Raw genomic sequence first — 18,514 nt, 5'->3', positions numbered from 1 at the left:
GCTTCCTCCCGTTGGGCATGGCACCGCTGCGCGGTGCCGGGCCCAAGGCCGCCAGCGGGTCCGGCACAGCCGGGTATGCGCGGGCGCGGGAGATCCCCGCCTGCCCTCTTGCATCAAACGTATTAGGTCACGCGGGTTTGGCCGCAGCGCAGACCCGCGCCGACGGGCCGCCCGCAACCGGCGGCAGGTGAATCAGGGAATGCTCAGAATGCCGCCCGCGCCCTTAGCCCAGGAAGCCGCCGTCGCTGTCGTCGCCGGCCTCTTCCATCAGGCGGCGCATGTCGGGCACGGTCACATGCCGCTTGCCCTCCAGTTCGATGATGCCGTCCTTCTTGAGCGCCGAGATCTGGCGGCTCACGGTTTCCAGCGTCAGGCCCAGGTAATCGGCCATCGCCTCGCGGGTCAGCGGCAGGTCGAACACCATCCGGTTGGTGGCGCCGCCCGGCGTCAGAGTGGCATCGCGCCGCGCAATGATCGCCAGCAGGCTCGCGATCTTTTCGCGCGCGGTCTTGCGGCCCAGCACCAGCATCCACTCCCGCGCCGCGTCCAGCTCGTCCAGCGTCATCTCCAGAAGCCGGTGCGCAATATGCGGCGTGCGCTCCATCAGCTCCTCGAACGGCTTCTTGCGGAAGCAGCACATCACCACATCGGTGGTCGCCGCCACATCGTAGGCCGCGCCTTCACGTCCGGGGCGGCCGACAAAATCGCTGGGCAGCAGCAACCCGACCATCTGGGTGCGCCCGTCCTCCATTGTCTGGGTCAGAGACGCAATGCCTGACACCACCGAGCCGACGAAATTCATCACGTCGCCCGACCAGATAATCGGCTGCCCCGCCTCATAGGTGCGGTAGTATTTGATGGCATCCAGCTCCTCCAGCTCATCCGCATTGCAACGCGCGCAGACGGCACGGTGGCGGATCGGGCAGTCCCCGCATCTGGACTGTGACAGGATAGGAGCGTTCATTTCGGGGGTCCGGTTGATCTGGGTCAAGGATTGGGCTCGCGCGTACCCTTAACGGTAATGGAATGGATCAGAAAGCTCAATTGGCCAAACTCGGATTGTTTGACGCCAGAGTGCCGCGCTATACGAGTTATCCAACAGCGCCGCATTTTGGCAAAGCAACCGATTCCGCCCAATTTTCCAATTGGATATCCAGTGTTCGCGCGGGCAGCAAAATTTCCTTGTATGTGCATGTGCCTTTCTGCCGCAGATTGTGCTGGTTCTGCGCTTGCCGCACCCAGGGCACCCAATCGGACGCGCCTGTAGCGGCCTATGTGGAGGTTCTGAAAGCGGAGATCGCCTTGCTCCGCCGGCAGCTGCCAGAGGGTATCACCCTGTCGCGCCTGCATTGGGGCGGCGGCACCCCGACCCTGCTGAACGCCAGCCAGATCCGGGATCTGGCCGCAGCGATTACCGGCGCATTCCCGCTGGCGCCATATGCCGAGTTCTCGGTCGAGATCGACCCGAACGAGGTCGGCGACCGGCGCCTGGATGCGCTGGCCGGGGCGGGCATGAACCGCGCCTCTGTCGGAGTGCAGGATTTCGACAGCACCATTCAGCAGGCGATCGGCCGGATCCAGAGTTTCGAGACCACCAAGCGGGCCATCGACATGCTGCGGGCACACGGGATCGGCAGCCTCAACGCCGATATCCTGTTCGGGCTGCCGCATCAGACCCCGGAGCGAATGACCGAAAGCGTGCAGAAGCTGCTGTCGCTCACCCCTGACCGGGTGGCCGTCTACGGCTATGCCCATGTGCCCTGGATGGCCGGGCGCCAAAGCATGATCCGCTCCGACACGCTGCCAACGCCGGAGGCGCGGCTGGAACTGTTTGAGACCGCCCGCCAGCTGTTCCTGTGGGACGGCTACCGGGAGATCGGCATCGACCATTTCTCGCGGCCCGCGGACGGGCTGGCCATTGCCCAGCGCAGCGGCCGGTTGCGGCGCAATTTCCAGGGCTATACCGACGATCCCTCAGACGTGCTGATCGGCATCGGCGCCTCCGCCATTTCAAGATTCCCGCAGGGCTACGCCCAGAACGCCCCAGGCACCTCGGATTACATCCGGGCCATCCGCGCAGGCCAGTTTGCCACCGCCCGCGGCCACGTCTTTCAGGGCGAGGATTTGCTGCGGGCGCGTCTGATCGAAGCGCTGATGTGCGATTTCCGGATCTGCCGCCAGGAGATTCTGTCCCGGTTCGATGTTTCCCCGGACCGTCTGGACGCGCTGCTGCGCAGCACCGCAGAGGCGTTTCCCGGCATGCTGGAACTGTCGCCTGCGGGTCTGGCCATCATGCGGGAGGCCCGGCCGCTGACCCGGATGATCGCCCGCAGCCTTGATGCCTATGAGCTGAGCAAAGCAGGGCACAGCCCGGCGATCTGAGCTCCCGGCCAGAGGTCCATATCGGTATCGATAGCTGGCGCAGGCTGCTGTCTGATTGCATACTGGATTTGCGTTCCGGGATTCCCCATCGCAGCGCAAACGCAGGCCTTTCCGCGTTTGCAAGCGTTGTTCCTCCCGGAACGCGACGAGGCTGCAGACGCAGCCGTTTCCAGCGGTCCGTTTCAACCCGCTCTGGTACTCGGGTACGGGACGGGACCGGAATTTCAGAACCGAACCATTTGAGAAAGGCCGGGATGCCAGTCCCGGCCTTTTCAAAAGTCCAGAAGGCCGGACCTGACGGCAATCGCCAGCGCCTCCTCGCGCGTCTTCGCGCCCAGTTTGCGGCGGGCGGACAACAGGGTCTTTCGGACGGTGACCTCAGCGATTCCCAGTTCGTGCGCGATGCGGGTGTTCAGATAACCCGCGGCCAGCAAGGCCAGCATCTGTTTTTCCCGGCTCGACAGAGCGCTGCCTCGATCCTGAGCTGGGAAGGCCGGATACTCTTCCCCAAAGCCCGGCGCGCCGATAAAGGCAGCAACAGCCGTTCCTGCCTGCCGGATCTTCTCAAACTGCTCCGCGGTGAACTCCGATGCTGTTTCGCCAGCACAAAACACGACCGTCTTGCTGGTGCCCGGACAAGCCCCCGCAAACCGCATCGCATACCCCAAGGTGTAGCCCATATCCCAGGTCGTCCAATTGAAGTCCAAATGCCGCTGGCTTGGCGCCGTTGCGCGCTCCAGCGTGCCGGTTACGTGCAGCGACGGGTAGAACGGCAGACCGATTCCCGAAACAAACTGGTCCACTTCGTAGAATTTCTGCTGCGCATATTCGGCAAGGAATGCCCGGGTCATGCTGCTTCTCAGCCAAAGCAGCCTGCGGGTTTTTATTTCAACTTCCGCCACGTTCAGCGCAATAGCTCCGAGCGAGGCCATGACCTCGTTTGCAATACGCCACCTGTCAGCGCTGGTCCGTGCTGACATGAATCTTTCATAAAGATCCATTCCACTCTTTTGCATGGCGGTATTTTTGCATAATTTTACGCAGTTTTAAACTGATTATCATTTATGCACTCTATGCGCGCACCGTTAACGCTCATTATACCCGCAACCCCAAGAGTTTATCCGGCGGCGGCCAAAAGCCTTCTGGTATAGTCCTGCTGCGGGTTGCGGAACAGGGCATCTGCAGGCCCGGCTTCGACCACATCGCCCTGGTTCATCACCAGCACGCTGTGCGACATTGCCCGCACCACATTCAGGTCATGGCTGATGAACAGATACGCCAGCCCGTAGCGTGCCTGCAGATCGCGCAGCAGTTCGACAATCTGCACCTGTACCGTCATGTCCAGCGCCGAGGTCGGCTCATCCAGCACCACCAGCTTGGGCCGCAGCACCATGGCGCGGGCAATGGCGATGCGCTGGCGCTGGCCGCCGGAGAACTCATGCGGGTAACGGTCCATTGCCGCCGGGTCCAGCCCCACCTCGCGCATCACCTCGGCCACCAGTTCGCGGGTGTCGCGGTGCTGGTCCACCTTGTGGATCGCCAGCCCCTCCGCGATGATCTGGGCGCAGGTCATCCGCGGGCTGAGCGAGCCGAACGGATCCTGAAACACAATCTGCATATCCTTGCGCAATTTGCGCAGGTCGCGGGTCGACCATTTACGCAGGTCCTGGCCCTGAAAGGTGACCTGCCCTTCAGAGCCGATCAGCCGCATGATCGCCAGCGCCAGCGTGGTCTTGCCGGAGCCGCTTTCACCCACGATCCCCAGCGTCTCGCCCGCGCGGACAGAAACCGTCACCGGGTTCACCGCCTTCACATGGCCCACAGTGCGTTTCAGCAGCCCCCGCTGGATCGGGAACCAGACCTTGAGATCACGGGTCGCAACCAGCTCTTCGGCGCCCTGCGGCACCGGCGGCGGGGTCCCGGACGGTTCGGCGGCCAGCAGTTTCTGCGTATAGGGGTGTTTTGGGGCGGCAAAGATCTCCGCCGCCGGGCCTTCCTCGACAATCTCGCCGTCTTTCATCACGCAGACCCGGTCGGCAATGCGGCGCACGATGCCAAGGTCGTGGGTGATGAACAGCAGCCCCATGCCCTCGCTTTCCTTCAGCTCCGCCAGGAGGTCGAGGATCTGCGCCTGGATGGTCACGTCCAGCGCCGTGGTCGGCTCGTCCGCAATCAGAATGTCGGGCTTGTTGGCGAGCGCCATGGCGATCATCACCCGCTGCCGCTGTCCGCCCGACAGCTGATGCGGATAGGCGTTGAGCCGGCTTTCCGCATCGCGGATGCCGACCTTGTCCATCAGTTCCAGGATACGCACCCGCGCCGCTTTGCCGGTCAGGCCTTGGTGCAGCGCCAGCGACTCCTCAAGCTGCCGTTCGATGGTGTGCAGCGGGTTGAGAGAGGTCATCGGCTCCTGGAAGATGAAGCTGATGTCATTGCCGCGCACCCGCATCAGGTGCTTTTCACTGGCCCCGACCATCTCGGTGCCGTCATAGGTGACGGAGCCTTCGACGATGGCGCTGTCGCCCAGCAGAGAGACTGTGGACAGCGCCGAGACCGATTTGCCGGAGCCCGACTCGCCCACCAGCGCCACGGTCTCGCCGCGGCCCACCGAGAAGGACACGCCGCGCACGGCCGGGGTGATCTTGCCGTCCTGCCGGAAGGAGACGCGGAGGTCTTTAACGTTCAGGAGGGGGGCTTTGGGTGTGTTGCTCATTATGTTTTGCCTCTGGCACGCCGCTCAAAACCCGGGCCGCTTGCGGCCCGGGTCGCGCCTGCCTGCCCCCCGGCAGGCGCAACCCTGGTATTTTTCTCAATCATGAAAACGTCTTCCTCGGATCGAACGCATCCCGCACGCCCTCAAAGATGAACACCAGCAGCGACAGCATGATCGCGAAGGTGAAGAAGGCGGTGAAGGCCAGCCAGGGTGCCTCCAGGTTCTGCTTGGCCTGCAGCGTCAGCTCGCCCAAGCTGGGCGCCGAGGACGGCAGGCCGAAGCCGAGGAAGTCCAGCCCCGCCAGCGCAGATATGGTGCCGGTCACGATAAACGGCAGCATGGTCAACGTCGCCACCATCGCATTGGGCAGCATGTGGCGGAACATGATGGTCATGTTACCGACCCCCAGCGCCTTGGCCGCGCGGACGTATTCCAGGTTCCGGGCACGCAGGAACTCGGCCCGCACCACCCCCACCAGCGCGGTCCAGCCGAACAGCACCATCAGGAACACCAGCAGCCAGAAACTGCGCCCCAGGATCGCAAACATAATGATGATCACATAAAGCGTCGGAGTGGAGCTCCAGATCTCGATGATGCGCTGGAACACCAGATCCAGCCAGCCGCCGAAATACCCCTGCACCGCGCCGGCGAGGATGCCCAGCACCGTGGCGGCGCCGGTCACGATCAGGGTGAACAGGATCGACAGGCGGAAGCCGTGGATCACCCGCGCCAGCACATCGCGCTTGGTGTCATCTGTGCCCAAAAGGTTCTGGCCATTGGGCGGCAGCGGTGCCGCGCCGGGGCGGTCGACGGTGGTGTTGAAGCTGTAGGGGATCGGCGGCCAGAGGGTCCAGCCTTCCTCGAACCCATCGGCGGCATAGGTGCCTGTAGCAATCTCCTCAAGGATCACTTCAGGCTCATCAAAGCAGTCCTCGATCCCGCCGGAGCGGATCAGGCATTCCACTTCCGGGTCACTGTAAATCGCCTCGGTCCGGAAGTCACCGCCGAATTGGGTCTCCGGGTAGAACTTGAAGACCGGCGTGTAAAGCTCGCCACGGTAGCTTACGAGGATCGGCTTGTCGTTTGCGATGAACTCGGCAAACAGCGATAGCGTGAACAGCACCGAAAAGATGATCAGCGACCAGAAGGCACGCTTGTTTTTGCGGAAATTGTTCCAGCGGCGCTGGTTCAGCGGGGAAAGCGCCATTCCTCAGCCCTCCCGCTTTTCAAAGTCGATGCGCGGATCGACCAGCACATACATCAGGTCGGAGATGATGCCGACCACCAGGCTCATCAGGCCGAAGATGAACAGCGTGCCGAAGATCACCGGGTAATCCCGCGCCACCGCGGCCTCGAACCCCAGCCGCCCCAAGCCGTCGAGCGAGAAGATCGTCTCGATGATCAGCGAGCCGGAGAAGAAGATGCCGATGAACACTGACGGGAAGCCCGCGATCACGATCAGCATCGCGTTGCGGAACACATGGCCGTACAGCACCCGGTTCTCGCTCAGGCCCTTGGCGCGCGCTGTCATCACGTATTGCTTCTTGATCTCATCCAGGAAGGAGTTCTTGGTCAGCAATGTCAGCGTCGCAAAGGCGCCGATGGTCGAGGCCAGCACCGGCAGCGCGATATGCCAGAAGTAATCGCCGATCTTGCTCAGCAGGCTCAGCTGTTCCCAATTGTCCGACGTCAGCCCGCGCAGCGGGAAGATCTGCCAGTAGGAGCCGCCGGCAAACAGCACCAGCAGCATGATGGCAAACAGGAAGGACGGGATCGCATAGGCGGCAATGATCACGCCGCTGGTCCAGGTGTCAAAGCGCGAACCGTCCCCCAGCGCCTTGCGGATGCCCATCGGGATCGAGATCAGATAGGCGATCACCGTCGACCACAGGCCCAGCGAAATCGACACCGGCATCTTTTCCAGCACCAGGTCTGTCACGTCGATCTTGCGGAAATAGCTCTCGCCGAAGTCGAACTGCACATAGTTCCACAGCATCGTCAGAAACCGCTCCAGGGGCGGCTTGTCGAGGCCGAACTGCTGCTCCAGTTCCTTGATCAGCTCCGGCGGCAGGCCCTGGCGGCCGGCATAGTTCTCATTGGCGCTGATCGCCTCGGTGCCAGCGTCGCCGCCGCCGCCGGCAAAGCCCTCAAACACGTCGCCGCCGCCTTCAAGCTGGGCGATGATCTGCTCCACGGGGCCGCCGGGCACAAACTGCACCAGGGCAAAATTCACCAGCAGGATGCCGAACAGCGTCGGTATCACCAAAAGCAGGCGTCGGAAGATATAAGCTGCCATGTCTGTGTCTTACCGCAGAGCGCCAGCGGCCTTAAGTTCGGCCTCCCGGGCGGCGTCGATCCACCACAGATCCAGCATCCCCGTGTTATACGGCGGCAGATTTTCCGGGTGGCGGTACATGTCCCAATAGGCGATCCAATTCACGTCCAGATACCAGGTCGGGACCATGAACCGCTTGGCGCGCAGCACCCGGTCCAGCGCGCGGGCGTTGGCGCGCAGCTCCTCCTGGGTGGTGGCGTTGACGATATTGCCGATCAGCGTATCCACTGCCGGATCGGCCAGACCTGCCGGGTTGAACACGGAATACTCATGCGCCTCGGAGCCGAAGTACTGATAGAGACCAGTCGAGGGCTCCAGCGACATCGGATAGGCATGGGAGATCATGTCGAACTCCTTCTCCCGGCGGCGGCTGGTGTATTGGGCGTAGTCCACCCGGTTCAGCACCGCATCCACCCCCATGGAGCGCAGGTTGCTGATATAGGGCTGCACGATCCGCTCGATGGTCGGGCTGTCGGCCAGGAACTCGACCTTCAGCACTTTGCCTTCGGCGTTGCGGCGCACCCCGTCATCGCCAACCGTCCAGCCGGCCTCTTCCAGCAGCTTCATCGCCCGGCGCAGGTTCTTGCGGTCGCCGGGCCGCGACGCCTTGGAGCTATGCGCCATCACCGGTTCCGAGGTCAGGATCGACGGGTCGATCTGATCTCCCAGCGCCTCCAGAACCTCTTTCTCACGCCCCTCAGGCAGGCCCTTCGCCGCAAGCGGAGAATCCTGCCAGAAGGACGAGCGGTGGCGGAACAGCCCGTATTGCAGGCTATCGTTGGTCCATTCGAAGTTGAACGCCAGCTGCAGCGCCTCGCGCAAGCGGATGTCCTGGAACTTGGGTTTGAGCAGGTTCATCACAAACCCGTTCGCGGCCGGCACGTTGCCGTCGGGGATTTCACCCTTGACCACCTGGCCCTTTTCCACCGCGGCAAAATCATAGGCGGTTGCCCAGCTCTTGGAGTTGTTTTCCGGCCGCAGGGTATAGACCCCCGCCTTGAACCCTTCCATCGCGGCAATCGCGTCGCCGAAATACTCCACCCGGATGCGGTCATAGTTGTGGCGGCCCGCATTCACGTTCAGGTCCGCGCCCCAATAAACGGGGTTCCGCTTGTAGGTGATGCGCTGGTTCACCTCGGCGCTTTCCAGCATGTAGGGGCCGGAGCCGATGCCCGGATCCAGCCGCGGCTCATCCAGGCGGCGGTTCTCCGGGTCGGCCTCGAACCAGGCCTTGGAGAACACCGGCGTGCCGCCCACCTGGGTGATCATCGCCCGGCGCGGGAAGTCCGGGCTGAAATGGAACTTCACCCGGTGCGGGTCCAGGGCCTCGGCCTTGGGAATGCGTTTGCGCACCGCCTCGGCATAGGATTTCAGCCCCTGGTCCAGCAGGATGTTGTGGGAAAACACCACGTCATCGGCAGTGACCGGGGTGCCGTCGGAAAACTTTGCTTCAGGCCGCAGGTTGAAGATCACCCAGTCCTGGCTCTCGGGGTATTCCAGGCTCTCGGCGATCAGCCCGTAGTAGGAGCCCGGCTCATCATAGGATTCCACCAGCAGGCTTTCGAAATGGTCCGAAGACAGCGCCCCGGCCCGCCCCTTGCGGGTGAAGGGGTTCATGCTGTCAAACGTGCCGACGGCAGAGATCGACAGCTCGCCGCCCTTGGGCGCCTCCGGGTTCACGTAATCGAAACGGGCAAAGCCTTCCGGGTATTTCAGCTCACCGAATTCGGCGAAGCCGTGGCTCTTGATGACGGCTTCTTCCGCCTTGGCCAGCGTGGCCGCCGCCAGTGCCAGAACGAACCCCAAGGCCAGCGCCGCCGCGGCCTGCAGCGGGTTCGCCCTGTCTTTCACGCGCACGCGTGCCGCAGCTCGAGCGGTTTTCATCTGCCATGACCTCCTTTGCCCGGAACTTCGGCCCGGATTTCTGCCCTCAAGCTAATGTCCGGGGGCGGTAACATTCAAGTTGAGATTGGGTGATTGGCAAAGTGTTCTGGGCATAAAGCAGCCGAAACAATGACCTGCGCGCGCCCGCGCTTGCGCGAAATAAAATTACCTGCCAGCCTCATATCACAATTGCGTTAAAGAACGAGGGAGTCTGCCGATGCTGAAATCAATGAAATTTGCTGCTCTTGCGGTTGCCGGAGCCGCCGCGCTCAGCGCCTGCGCCCAGCAGGAAGAGGAAGTGGTCTATACCAGCCCGGAAGAGGCCTATTGCGTGCAGGCCGGCGGCCAGTACGTGCTGCGCAGCGGCAAGTCCGGCACGATCGGCGTCTGCATTCTGCCCGACGGCCAGGAGCGCGATGCGCTGGCCTATTACCGGGAAAACAACCCGGCCTGAGCCAGCCCCGCCCTGCCAGGCGCGAAAAAAGCCGCTGCAAATCGCAGCGGCTTCTTTTTGTGGATAGCTGGGACAGCGGTCCGGATCAGTCGTCCAGGCTGTCCAGATAAGCGATAAGATCCACCCGGTCGCTCTGCTTCTTCAGGCCGGAGAACGACATGGTGGTGCCGGAGGCATAGGCCGACGGCTTGGCCAGAAACGCGTCCAGTTCTTCCGGGGTCCAGGCGCCTTCGAGGCTGGTCAGTGCGCCGGAATAGCCAAAGCCCGCCGCGGCGGCGATGTCGCGGCCAACCACGCCGTACAGATACGGGCCGGTTGCGTTGGCGCCATCTGCCAGCTTGTGGCAGGCGGAGCATTTCTTGAACACCTTGGCGCCTTTGGCGGGGTCGGCGGTGGCCATCAGCTCTGCAAAGCTGACTTCCGGCTCATCGCTGCCGGCGCCATCGTCGGTGGCAACTTCGATCACATAGGAAGCCTCACCGTGGCTGTCCATGTGATACAGTACTTCTGCGCCCCATTTGCCCAGAAGGAATACCAGGAACGCGCCGCAGACGCCTGCGGTCGCTTTGGTGAGGGTCATCGTGTCAAACATGATCGCGAGTCCATTTAGCTGTCTGCTGGGGTGTCTAAGGCTTCCCCTTGCAAGTGGCAAGGTATAGACAGCGCGACGAAACGCCCAAATCTTGAAGTTTTGCACGGGGAACACACCCATGAGCCGCAAAATCGCCATTCAGGGGGAGCTTGGCTCCTATAGCCACGAGGCTTGCCGCATTGCCCGCCCCGGCATGGAGGTGCTGCCCTGCCGCACGTTCGAGGACATTCTGGAGGCCGTGCGCAGCGGCGAGGCGGAACAGGCAATGCTGCCGGTGGAGAACTCCACTTATGGCCGTGTCGCCGACAGCCACCGGCTCTTGCCGCACAGCGGGCTGCACATCGTCGACGAGGCGTTTGTGCGGGTGCATATCAACCTGCTGGCAGTGCCGGGGGCCAAGCTGGAAGACATCCGCGAGGCGCATTCGCACCTGGTGCTGCTGCCGCAATGCGCCAGCTTCCTGCGCGAGCATGGCATCCGGGGCCGCGTCAGCCCCGACAATGCCCGCGCCGCCCGTGACGTGGCCGAAGCCGGCGACATCCACTCTGCCGCGCTGGCGAGCGAGCTGGCGGGCGAGATCTACGGGCTGGACGTGCTGGCCCGCCATATCGAGGACAACGGCGACAACACCACCCGCTTCCTGATCATGGCGAAAGATATTGATTACACCCGCCGCGGCGCCCACAACATGATCACCAGCTTTGTCTTTCAGGTGCGCAACATCCCGGCGGCGCTGTATAAGGCGATGGGCGGCTTCGCCACCAATGGCATCAACATGACCAAGCTGGAGAGCTATATGGTCGACGGGTCGTTCACCGCCACCCAGTTCTATGCCGACATCGAAGGCCACCCGGATGATGCCAATGTGCAGCTGGCGATGGATGAGCTAAGCTATTTCACCACCAATGTGGAAATCGTCGGCGTCTACCCCGCCGACAACGGCCGGTTCTGAGCGCAAAAAAGGCTGAGGGGCTTTGCCCCTTTTGGCCTCACGGCCAATTCACCCCAGGATATTTTCAGCCAGATGAAGCAGCGGACCCCGCCGCGCGGCAGCGCGGCGCCGGGCCCAACGGCGGCGGAGCAATCTTTGATTGCTCCGAAGCGGGCGGGAGGCATCCCGTTCTGCATTCTGTGCGGGGGAGTAAAGTGAGAGGCTGGACATCGACCCAAGCGGGGCTCGTTGTGGCTGCTTCCTTCCGGACCTGACCAGGTTGGCGAGGCGCCTGCCCGCGCCAACCTCTCGAATCCCGATATAAGGACCGCCGCCGGGATTGGCAAGGGCCGTGCCCGGCCTGCGGTCACAGGCTCAAAGGTTCAGTTCAATCTCCCAGAAGCCGCCGCTGCCGAAGCCGCGCGGCTCTGCCAGACCGGCGGGCAGCTCGTCCAGGTGAGCAGCCGCGCCCGGCCCGGTCACAGCCACCGCGCTGGTGCCGGGCATCGGCGCCAGCTGCCAGGGATAGGGCGCCTCCGCCAGCGGGTCCGCAGGCAGCTGCCCGGCGATATAGTCGCGCACCGCCTGGCGGATCCGCATCGGCGCCAGCGGCAGCTCCTCCGCCGCGTGCAGCATCCGGAAGCTGCCGCCGCCGCTGACCCGGTAACTGTTGGCGGCAACCGCAAAGCGCTGCTCCGGTGCCACCGAACGGCCGTTCCAGCTGAGATCCAGGATCCGCTGCGCCGAGGGATTGATGCACTCTCCGCTAGCGGAATAGCGCGGCGGCTGCGACAGGCAGATCTGATAGGTCAGCCCGAAGATCACATCGAAGTGGTGCCCCGCCCGCTGCGGATCGGCCAGCAATGTGCCGCGGCTGCCGGGCGCGATCCGGTTGAACAGCCCTGCCGACATCTCCAGCCACTCCCGCAACTGCGCGCCGGTGACCGCAACCACCCGCAGCTCGTTCGGGAACACCTGCAGATCGGCAATATTTCGGGCGCACAGCTCCCCGGCTGCGATGTCGGTATAATAGTGAGGGCCGGAGCGGCCGCCGAACTTGCAGGGTGCCGCCGCAGACAGCAGCGGCAGGGCTTCCGCCGCGGTGCCCCGCAGCAGCGGCCGCACCGCAGCCGCCTGGGCGCTGGCGACCAGCGCGAGCCCCCGGTCGGGCGCAAAGAAGGTGAAATAGGAATGCATCGCTACCGGGCTGTAGCCCGCAGGCTGCCGCATCCGCTCCAGGGTGCGGGCATGATCCGCGGCCAGCGCCCGGGTGAAGCTTGGCTCCTCCTCCGTCAGCGGCACAGCAGCACCGGAGCGCCCCGTCTGCGCCACCGGCCGCAGGCTGGCGCTGCCGCCGGCGGGCCGCCAGCCCGCATCGCCGTACTCCAGCTCCAGGCTGATCACCCCCAGATGCGATCCATGCGCCCCCGGCATCACCACCGGTTTGGCAAAGGCGTGCTCCGGTCCAGGCAGCGTCAGATGGGTATGGCCGCCCACCACCGCGTCAATCCCGGGCAGTGCCGCCAGCTGCTCCAGCGCGTTCTCGCTGCTGTCCGCACCGGTCCCGGCAGCAATCCCGGTGTGCGCCAGCGCCAGCACCAGATCGCAGCCCTGCTCCCTCAGCCGCCGGGCCTCCCCCTCGGCGGTCTCCACGATGCCCGTTGCGGCCAGTTGAACCTCCAGCGCCCGGCCGCACCAGATCAGCGTCTGCGGCGGCAGCACCGACAGCAGCCCGATCCGCACCGGCGGCAGCCCGGGGCAGCCTGGGATCTGCCGCTCCAGCACCGCCGTATTCGCAAAAGGCAGGTCAATTTCCGCCTGCACGGCGGTCAGGTTGGAGCACAGCACCGGGCACGGCATGTCCCGCAGCACCCCCGCCAGCGCCGCAAGGCCAAAGTCAAAGTCGTGATTGCCCAGGCCCGCCGCGTCATATTCCAGCACCTGAAAGGCCCGCGCTAGCGGATGCGGCCCCGGGGCACCGGGCACGATGTCCCCCAGCGGCGACCCCTGCAGACCGTCGCCATTGTCGACCAGGATGCAGGCCGCGCCCTGTTCCGCCGCCTCGGCCCGCGCCCGGCGGATCAGGCTGGCCACCCGGGACAGGCCAATGGCCGGATCCGGACGGTCGGCATAGTAATCGTGGCTCAGCAGGTTGCAGTGCAGGTCCGTGGTCGCCAGCACGCGCAGTACCCCAGCGGGCCGGGTCTCCGGAGCCCCTGCCCCGCCTGTCATGTCCGAATCTCTGCTGACACCGCCTGCCCGCCGCTCCTGTCGCACCATTCGGCGCCATTCTTGATTAGCGGCTATTTGAATCAGCGATTTAAGGATTTGCAATAACTCCTTTAAGCACTCTGTTAACTTTTTCCGCCCGCCCATGCGCTGCGGCTCGGTTGCACCATGGTTTGCTGGCAATAGCCCCCGCGGCGGCCGGGCAGGTGTGGCGGTGCAGCGACAGGCAAGCGCAGATCGCAGCGGAATGCTGGCACCGCCTGCGGCACACTGTCATGGATTGCATCATTTCACCCGGCAGCCACGGCGTCCTGCCGCCAGCCAAAGGAGAGCCGCCATGAAACGCGCAGAACAGGTGACTTTCGGCGGCGGCGGCGGGCTGGACCGCGCCGCGCATCTGCGCACCGACGCGGCAGCGCTGGACGCCGCCTGGACCAGCCCGCAGACCCAGGTGCTGCTGATGTGGCGCGGCAAACCACTGGCCCGGCGCGCAGAAGACGCAAACCTGCCCTGCGGCCTGGCCTGGACCGCGCCGGACCATCCGCTGGCCGCCAGCCGCCGGGACACGGCGCTGTTCCTTGGCCTCACCCCCGGCGGCGCCCCCTGCTTTGCCTGCGATCTCAGCGGCTGGCAGCCCGAAGGACTGGACCCGGACGCGCTCAACAGCTTTGCCGATGCCAGCGAACAGCAGCACCCGGATCTGCCGCCCGCCCATGTGTTTGCCGAGCTGCGCCGGGTGATGACCCGCCTGACGCCGCTGGAGGCCGAGCTGGCCTCCACCGCCAAGGCGATGCTGGCCTGGCACCGCAGCCACCGGTTCTGCGCCTGCTGCGGTGCGCCGAGCGATGTGGCGCAAGCAGGCTGGCAGCGCATCTGCCCGGCCTGCAAGGCACCGCATTTCCCGCGCACCGATCCGGTTGTGATCATGCTGATCACCCATGGCGATTCAGTGCTGATGGGCCGCTCGCCCGGCTGGCCCGAAGGGATGTATTCGCTGCTCGCAGGCTTTGTCGAACCCGGCGAGACGCTGGAGGCCGCGGTGCGCCGCGAGGTGCTGGAGGAAACCGGCGTCAAAGTCGGCCGCGTCAGCTACCTCTCCTCGCAACCCTGGGCCTTTCCGATGTCGCTGATGTTCGGCTGCGCAGGCGAGGCGCTGAGCCGCGGCATCACCATCGACCCGTCCGAGATCGAAGACGCGCTGTGGGTCAGCCGCCAGGAGATGATGACCGTCTTTGCAGGCGAACACCCGGTGCTGAAGCCCGCGCGGGAAGGGGCGATTGCCCATTTCCTGCTGAAGAACTGGCTTGCGGACACGCTGGACTAGGGCGCATATTGCCCCAAACCGCAGCCGGACGGCGCAGCTGAGGCAGGCAGACATGAAGATAAAAAGCAAAGAAGATATCGAAGCCCCGATTGCAGAGGTGTTCGGCGCAATCTCCGATTTTGAGCTGATGGAGCGCTCCGCCCTGCGCCGCGGCGTCGAGCTGCAGCGCACCGGCGACCTCTCACAGCCTGAGAGCGGGCTGGCCTGGGATCTGAATTTCAGCTTCCGCGGCAAGCCGCGCGAGATCCGGCTGACGCTGGCGTCCTATACGCCGGAGACCGGGCTGGCCCTGACCGGCAGCGGCAGCGGCATCGACGGCCGGATGGAGATCGAACTGCTGGCGCTGTCGCCGCAGCGGACGCGGATGGCGGTACAGCTGGAGCTGTCACCCACCAATCTGACCGGCCGCCTGCTGGTGCAGTCGCTGAAGCTTGCGCGCAGCAAGCTGACCAGCCGGTTCAAGCTGCGGCTGGCGGAATTCGCCAAATTCAGCGAAGAGCGGCTGAAACGCACCGCCTAAGCCGCTGCGCCGCGCCGCAACAGGTCAGGGCTGCGGCAGCAGCCGCGGCCACAGCGCGGCATTCTCGCGGGCAAACGCGCCCAGATGGCCGATTGCCTTCAGCCCCAGATCCTGCGGCGCCAGAACCGTGCGGCGCTGGTTTGCGCCGCCAAAAACCTCGCCCAGCCGCCAAACGGCCGGCGGCGGCACGACGTCGTCATCTGCCAGCGCAAACAAATCCACCGGGATGCCGGTCTCTGCCCAGCGGGGCAGCGGCAGGCTTTGGCCGGTCTCCGGCAGATAGCTGCCCCGGGTGGTGCACCAGCGCCGCCATTGCCAGTAAACCCCCGCCGGCAAATCGGCCCCGAACCCCACCGCACGCCCGGGAAGATACCCCAGGGCACGGACCGCCAGCGGCACATGGCCGAACCAGAAAGCCAGTGCCAGCGCACGGTAGGGCCAGGGATGATCGTGGTGATGCACCAAGCCGCCCGCAACCACGATCATGCGGGCGACGTCCTCAAGATCATTCTGCAGGGGCATCAGCATCGCCCCCAGCGAATGGCCGATCACCCACAACGGCACGCCCGCATAGTGCCGCCGCATTTCGGCCCGGGCAGCAGGCTGATCCGCCAGCGCCCAATCGGCCATTGTGATCTTGGACCGGCGCGGATGTCCCCGCGCCGAGTCCCCGGAATCCGTGTAGTCAAAGGTCAGGCAGGCAATCTGCTGCTCCGCTGCCAGCCAGCGCGCAAAATGCCGGTAAAACCGCTGCGGCACCCCGGTTGCGCCGTTCAGCACCACCGCCGCCCGCGCCGTCCCGCCCGGATGGTACAGCCGCCCCGCCAGCACGGCCTCCCCGGACGCAAAGCGCAGCGCTTCCTCCCGGATACCGGCGGTATGTTCTGCGTGTCTGTCCAGCATGGCAGCCTCCTAGACCAATTGGTCCACTTCCTGACTGGACCAATTGGTCTAATGCTGTCAAGCTGCCGCCATGACTGACGTGACGACAGCCAGCCCGCCTGCCAGCAGCCAGGCTCCGGCCCCGACCCGGGACCGGCTGATCCGCGCTGCGGCCGAACTGTTCCGCAACAAGGGCTACAACGGCACCGGGCTGGCGGAGCTTCTGGCCGCAGCCGGGGCGCCCAAGGGCTCGCTCTACCACCATTTCCCCAACGGCAAATCCGACCTTGCGCTGGCGGCGTCCACCTGGGCCTCGGACCAAATGCTGGCACTGATCGACGCCGCCTTCGCCCCGGCGCCCAGCTTTCGGGCCGGGGCCAAGACGGTCTGCTACAAACTGGCAAAACTCTTTGACAAGCAAGGCAAGTGGAGCGGATGCCCGGTCTCTGCAACCCTGTTCGCCGGGCCGGAGAACAACGCCTTCCGCCAGCACGCCGCGGATCTGTTCGAAAGCTGGATCGCCGCCACCGCCCGCCACGCCCAGCGCCTGGGCCTGCCGCAGGAGGAGGCGCGCGCAGCGGCGGAGAATTTCTATATTCTGCTGCAGGGCGGCTGGCAGCTGGCGCGGGTGCGGCGCGACTCGGATGTGATCCGTGCCCTGCACACCCAGATGCAAATGCCGCCGCAGAAAACCGATTGACGACTCACGGAACCAACCGCTACCGCTTGTGGTGATGGTTCCCGTGCCACAGAATCTTGTGTCCGGGATGAAAAGGGAACACGGTGCGGCCCCGCCCCAGGCAAGGCCAATTCCGCGACTGCCCCCGCAACTGTAAGCGGCGAGCGACCCCGATAGAGCCACTGGCCCGTAAAGAGGCCGGGAAGGATCGGGACAGCGACGACCCGCAAGTCAGGAGACCTGCCATCGAATGTGAAACTCGAACCCGGGCGGGGTGTCCGGACAGGGTCTGATGGCACCGCGGGACTCCCGCTTTCTCATCCGGTCTCTTGTCTTCTGCCCCCCGCACCACGCGCGGAGGGCGCAAATATGATGTGGACGGACACAACGCATTTCTATGCGGCAACGGATTGCAAGTATCTGGGGCGCCCCTGCCCCGCCGCAGAGCGGATGATCGGCAAGCTGGCCGAGGCGATGACCAAGGCCAAGCCCCTGACCCAGGAGGATTTCGAGATCACCGGCACCACTGCGCTGGACGGCTGCCCGCGCAATTGCCCGGCGCAGTTCGTGGCCAGCCACGACCGGATCCGCCTGTTCTGCGGCGTTGGCGAGGACGTCCCGCGCGAGGGCCTCGACCGTTTTGCCGATGCCATCCTCAACCGCGACGGCACCGGCTTTGCGGCGTCAAAACTGGACGCCCGCCCCTGCGCGCTGATGGAAGCGCTGCCGAAAACCGCGGAGGCGCGGCAGGCTGAGCAGATGATGGCGTTTTGAGCACAAAATTATCTATGCTCTAAGGGCTGCGCCCAAGCCTGTGAGGGGGCGAATGCGCCCTCCCTTGCGGAAGCCCGGTTGCAGCCCGGCCTATCGGCCGGGCGAAAGTCAATTTGGATGACCCTGCGATCTAACCTGCCACCTGCCCCGCGCAGGCCCAATCCAGCTGCGCCTCGGTCTCCACCGCACAGGGCCTGACCGCCCGCAGCCGCGTTAGCGCCAGCGCTGGATCCTCGCCGCATTCGATCATCAGCCGCAGCACCGCCATGCCGGACCGCCCGCAGCCGCCCCGGCAATGCACCAGCACCCGGCCGCCGCCCGCCAGCGCCTGCCGCGCCGACTGGCTGGCCGCAGGCCATTTCGCCGCCACCGCCGGCGGCGGCACCTGGAAATCCGGCACCGGCAGATGCACCCAGCGGCAGGCCATGCTCTGGATATCCACCCCCAGCCGTGGCGCACCGGCGGCCACGTGCTCGGCCTCGGTGGTCATTGAAAACACCAGCCCCGGCTTCCATTGATAGATCTGGATCAGGTCGCCCCGGTAATCGCCCTCCGCGCCGGGAAGCCGGCACAGCGCCAGAATACCGCCGCCCGCAGACAGCGCGTGGATGGTCAGCCCGACCGGCGCCGCCGTGTCCGGCGCTGCTGGTTCAGAGGTTTCTTCAGATCGCATACCGCCTCCTTAGCCGCTGCGCTCCTGCTGTCCCCCGCGTTGCCCCGCCCCAGCAGCCTAGCCGTTAACCGCGCAATGCCAAAGCCCTTTTGCGGCCCTGGATTGCGCCCTTCTGCGGTGGACGAACGGGCTGCGGTTCAAT

17 protein-coding genes, 1 other RNA gene and 1 riboswitch are annotated in these 18,514 nt (G+C 64.9%); of the genes, 7 read left to right on the top strand and 11 right to left on the bottom strand.

What is annotated here, in order from left to right:
- Positions 1 to 223: 223 nt before the first annotated feature.
- Positions 224 to 964, bottom strand: coding sequence for a transcriptional regulator FnrL (gene fnrL / locus B2P87_RS08170; RefSeq protein ID WP_058285088.1), 741 nt, complete (start codon positions 962 to 964; stop codon positions 224 to 226).
- 62 nt (positions 965 to 1,026) lie between these two features.
- Between fnrL and hemN the strand changes: the two genes are divergently transcribed.
- Positions 1,027 to 2,382 (top strand): oxygen-independent coproporphyrinogen III oxidase, encoded by a 1,356-nt coding sequence (gene hemN, locus B2P87_RS08165; protein WP_141891152.1) that lies wholly within the window; start codon positions 1,027 to 1,029, stop codon positions 2,380 to 2,382.
- 272 nt (positions 2,383 to 2,654) lie between these two features.
- Here the strand turns inward: hemN and B2P87_RS08160 are convergent, their stop codons facing one another.
- The 5 genes from B2P87_RS08160 to B2P87_RS08140 all read right to left on the bottom strand — a co-directional run bounded on the left by B2P87_RS08160 (position 2,655) and on the right by B2P87_RS08140 (position 9,314).
- Complete coding sequence (locus B2P87_RS08160; protein WP_058285086.1) at positions 2,655 to 3,383, bottom strand: helix-turn-helix domain-containing protein; 729 nt, start codon at positions 3,381 to 3,383, stop codon at positions 2,655 to 2,657.
- 116 nt (positions 3,384 to 3,499) lie between these two features.
- Positions 3,500 to 5,095, bottom strand: coding sequence for an ABC transporter ATP-binding protein (locus tag B2P87_RS08155; RefSeq protein WP_141891153.1), 1,596 nt, complete (start codon positions 5,093 to 5,095; stop codon positions 3,500 to 3,502).
- A 100-nt stretch (positions 5,096 to 5,195) separates the two neighbouring features.
- Positions 5,196 to 6,302 carry an ABC transporter permease gene (locus B2P87_RS08150; RefSeq protein ID WP_141891154.1) on the bottom strand — a complete coding sequence of 369 codons (1,107 nt, stop codon included), beginning with the start codon at positions 6,300 to 6,302 and terminating at the stop codon, positions 5,196 to 5,198.
- A gap of 3 nt (positions 6,303 to 6,305) precedes the next feature.
- A complete protein-coding gene (locus B2P87_RS08145) occupies positions 6,306 to 7,391 on the bottom strand; it encodes a microcin C ABC transporter permease YejB (protein WP_141891155.1) in 1,086 nt (361 codons plus the stop codon).
- 9 nt (positions 7,392 to 7,400) lie between these two features.
- Positions 7,401 to 9,314 (bottom strand): extracellular solute-binding protein, encoded by a 1,914-nt coding sequence (locus B2P87_RS08140; protein WP_141891156.1) that lies wholly within the window; start codon positions 9,312 to 9,314, stop codon positions 7,401 to 7,403.
- A gap of 229 nt (positions 9,315 to 9,543) precedes the next feature.
- On the opposite strand from B2P87_RS08140, the gene B2P87_RS08135 reads away from it, so the two are divergent.
- On the top strand, positions 9,544 to 9,768 hold the full coding sequence (locus B2P87_RS08135) for a DUF333 domain-containing protein (RefSeq protein ID WP_244270153.1): 225 nt from the start codon (positions 9,544 to 9,546) through the stop codon (positions 9,766 to 9,768).
- A gap of 85 nt (positions 9,769 to 9,853) precedes the next feature.
- On the opposite strand, the gene B2P87_RS08130 is transcribed toward B2P87_RS08135, so the two are convergent.
- Positions 9,854 to 10,360, bottom strand: coding sequence for a c-type cytochrome (locus B2P87_RS08130; protein WP_141891157.1), 507 nt, complete (start codon positions 10,358 to 10,360; stop codon positions 9,854 to 9,856).
- 118 nt (positions 10,361 to 10,478) lie between these two features.
- Between B2P87_RS08130 and B2P87_RS08125 the strand changes: the two genes are divergently transcribed.
- Positions 10,479 to 11,312: a prephenate dehydratase gene (locus B2P87_RS08125; protein ID WP_141891158.1), complete on the top strand. Its 834-nt coding sequence runs from the start codon at positions 10,479 to 10,481 to the stop codon at positions 11,310 to 11,312.
- Between the two features lie 192 nt (positions 11,313 to 11,504).
- On the opposite strand, the gene ffs is transcribed toward B2P87_RS08125, so the two are convergent.
- Together ffs and B2P87_RS08115 are read right to left on the bottom strand one after the other, a co-directional pair.
- Positions 11,505 to 11,603, bottom strand: an RNA gene (gene ffs, locus B2P87_RS08120) — signal recognition particle sRNA small type.
- Positions 11,604 to 11,666: 63 nt separating this feature from the next.
- Complete coding sequence (locus tag B2P87_RS08115) at positions 11,667 to 13,523, bottom strand: 5'-nucleotidase C-terminal domain-containing protein (protein ID WP_141891159.1); 1,857 nt, start codon at positions 13,521 to 13,523, stop codon at positions 11,667 to 11,669.
- A 334-nt stretch (positions 13,524 to 13,857) separates the two neighbouring features.
- On the opposite strand from B2P87_RS08115, the gene nudC reads away from it, so the two are divergent.
- Entirely contained in the window at positions 13,858 to 14,844 is a 987-nt protein-coding gene (gene nudC, locus B2P87_RS08110) for an NAD(+) diphosphatase (protein ID WP_141891160.1), read from the top strand.
- Positions 14,845 to 14,896: 52 nt separating this feature from the next.
- A complete protein-coding gene (locus B2P87_RS08105) occupies positions 14,897 to 15,364 on the top strand; it encodes an SRPBCC family protein (RefSeq protein WP_141891161.1) in 468 nt (155 codons plus the stop codon).
- 24 nt (positions 15,365 to 15,388) lie between these two features.
- On the opposite strand, the gene B2P87_RS08100 is transcribed toward B2P87_RS08105, so the two are convergent.
- Positions 15,389 to 16,267, bottom strand: a complete 879-nt coding sequence (locus B2P87_RS08100; RefSeq protein ID WP_141891162.1) for a serine aminopeptidase domain-containing protein — start codon at positions 16,265 to 16,267, stop codon at positions 15,389 to 15,391.
- Between the two features lie 70 nt (positions 16,268 to 16,337).
- Between B2P87_RS08100 and B2P87_RS08095 the strand changes: the two genes are divergently transcribed.
- Complete coding sequence (locus tag B2P87_RS08095; protein WP_141891163.1) at positions 16,338 to 16,946, top strand: TetR/AcrR family transcriptional regulator; 609 nt, start codon at positions 16,338 to 16,340, stop codon at positions 16,944 to 16,946.
- Between the two features lie 18 nt (positions 16,947 to 16,964).
- Positions 16,965 to 17,187: riboswitch (cobalamin riboswitch) on the top strand.
- A gap of 107 nt (positions 17,188 to 17,294) precedes the next feature.
- Positions 17,295 to 17,699, top strand: a complete 405-nt coding sequence (locus tag B2P87_RS08090) for a hypothetical protein (RefSeq protein WP_141891164.1) — start codon at positions 17,295 to 17,297, stop codon at positions 17,697 to 17,699.
- Positions 17,700 to 17,829: 130 nt separating this feature from the next.
- Here the strand turns inward: B2P87_RS08090 and B2P87_RS08085 are convergent, their stop codons facing one another.
- Positions 17,830 to 18,372 carry a protein-tyrosine phosphatase family protein gene (locus B2P87_RS08085; RefSeq protein ID WP_058285072.1) on the bottom strand — a complete coding sequence of 181 codons (543 nt, stop codon included), beginning with the start codon at positions 18,370 to 18,372 and terminating at the stop codon, positions 17,830 to 17,832.
- Between the last annotated feature and the right edge of the window lie 142 nt (positions 18,373 to 18,514).

The organism is Leisingera sp. UBA4491, assembly GCF_002388965.1.
GTDB classification, from domain to species: Bacteria; Pseudomonadota; Alphaproteobacteria; order Rhodobacterales; family Rhodobacteraceae; genus Leisingera; species Leisingera aquaemixtae.
This window is presented reverse-complemented; position numbering and strand designations above follow the sequence as displayed.

What these genes read in the sequence shown, in the direction of transcription:
- B2P87_RS08150 (WP_141891154.1), bottom strand. Translation starts at nt 6,302, where the DNA reads ATGGCGCTTTCCCCGCTGAACCAGCGCCGCTGGAACAATTTCCGCAAA.
- B2P87_RS08155 (WP_141891153.1), bottom strand. Translation starts at nt 5,095, where the DNA reads ATGAGCAACACACCCAAAGCCCCCCTCCTGAACGTTAAAGACCTCCGC.
- B2P87_RS08160 (WP_058285086.1), bottom strand. Translation starts at nt 3,383, where the DNA reads ATGGATCTTTATGAAAGATTCATGTCAGCACGGACCAGCGCTGACAGG.
- B2P87_RS08130 (WP_141891157.1), bottom strand. Translation starts at nt 10,360, where the DNA reads ATGTTTGACACGATGACCCTCACCAAAGCGACCGCAGGCGTCTGCGGC.
- hemN (WP_141891152.1), top strand. Translation starts at nt 1,027, where the DNA reads ATGGATCAGAAAGCTCAATTGGCCAAACTCGGATTGTTTGACGCCAGA.
- nudC (WP_141891160.1), top strand. Translation starts at nt 13,858, where the DNA reads ATGAAACGCGCAGAACAGGTGACTTTCGGCGGCGGCGGCGGGCTGGAC.
- fnrL (WP_058285088.1), bottom strand. Translation starts at nt 964, where the DNA reads ATGAACGCTCCTATCCTGTCACAGTCCAGATGCGGGGACTGCCCGATC.
- B2P87_RS08100 (WP_141891162.1), bottom strand. Translation starts at nt 16,267, where the DNA reads ATGCTGGACAGACACGCAGAACATACCGCCGGTATCCGGGAGGAAGCG.
- B2P87_RS08140 (WP_141891156.1), bottom strand. Translation starts at nt 9,314, where the DNA reads ATGAAAACCGCTCGAGCTGCGGCACGCGTGCGCGTGAAAGACAGGGCG.
- B2P87_RS08125 (WP_141891158.1), top strand. Translation starts at nt 10,479, where the DNA reads ATGAGCCGCAAAATCGCCATTCAGGGGGAGCTTGGCTCCTATAGCCAC.
- B2P87_RS08135 (WP_244270153.1), top strand. Translation starts at nt 9,544, where the DNA reads ATGAAATTTGCTGCTCTTGCGGTTGCCGGAGCCGCCGCGCTCAGCGCC.
- B2P87_RS08115 (WP_141891159.1), bottom strand. Translation starts at nt 13,523, where the DNA reads ATGACAGGCGGGGCAGGGGCTCCGGAGACCCGGCCCGCTGGGGTACTG.
- B2P87_RS08090 (WP_141891164.1), top strand. Translation starts at nt 17,295, where the DNA reads ATGATGTGGACGGACACAACGCATTTCTATGCGGCAACGGATTGCAAG.
- B2P87_RS08095 (WP_141891163.1), top strand. Translation starts at nt 16,338, where the DNA reads ATGACTGACGTGACGACAGCCAGCCCGCCTGCCAGCAGCCAGGCTCCG.
- B2P87_RS08085 (WP_058285072.1), bottom strand. Translation starts at nt 18,372, where the DNA reads ATGCGATCTGAAGAAACCTCTGAACCAGCAGCGCCGGACACGGCGGCG.
- B2P87_RS08145 (WP_141891155.1), bottom strand. Translation starts at nt 7,391, where the DNA reads ATGGCAGCTTATATCTTCCGACGCCTGCTTTTGGTGATACCGACGCTG.
- B2P87_RS08105 (WP_141891161.1), top strand. Translation starts at nt 14,897, where the DNA reads ATGAAGATAAAAAGCAAAGAAGATATCGAAGCCCCGATTGCAGAGGTG.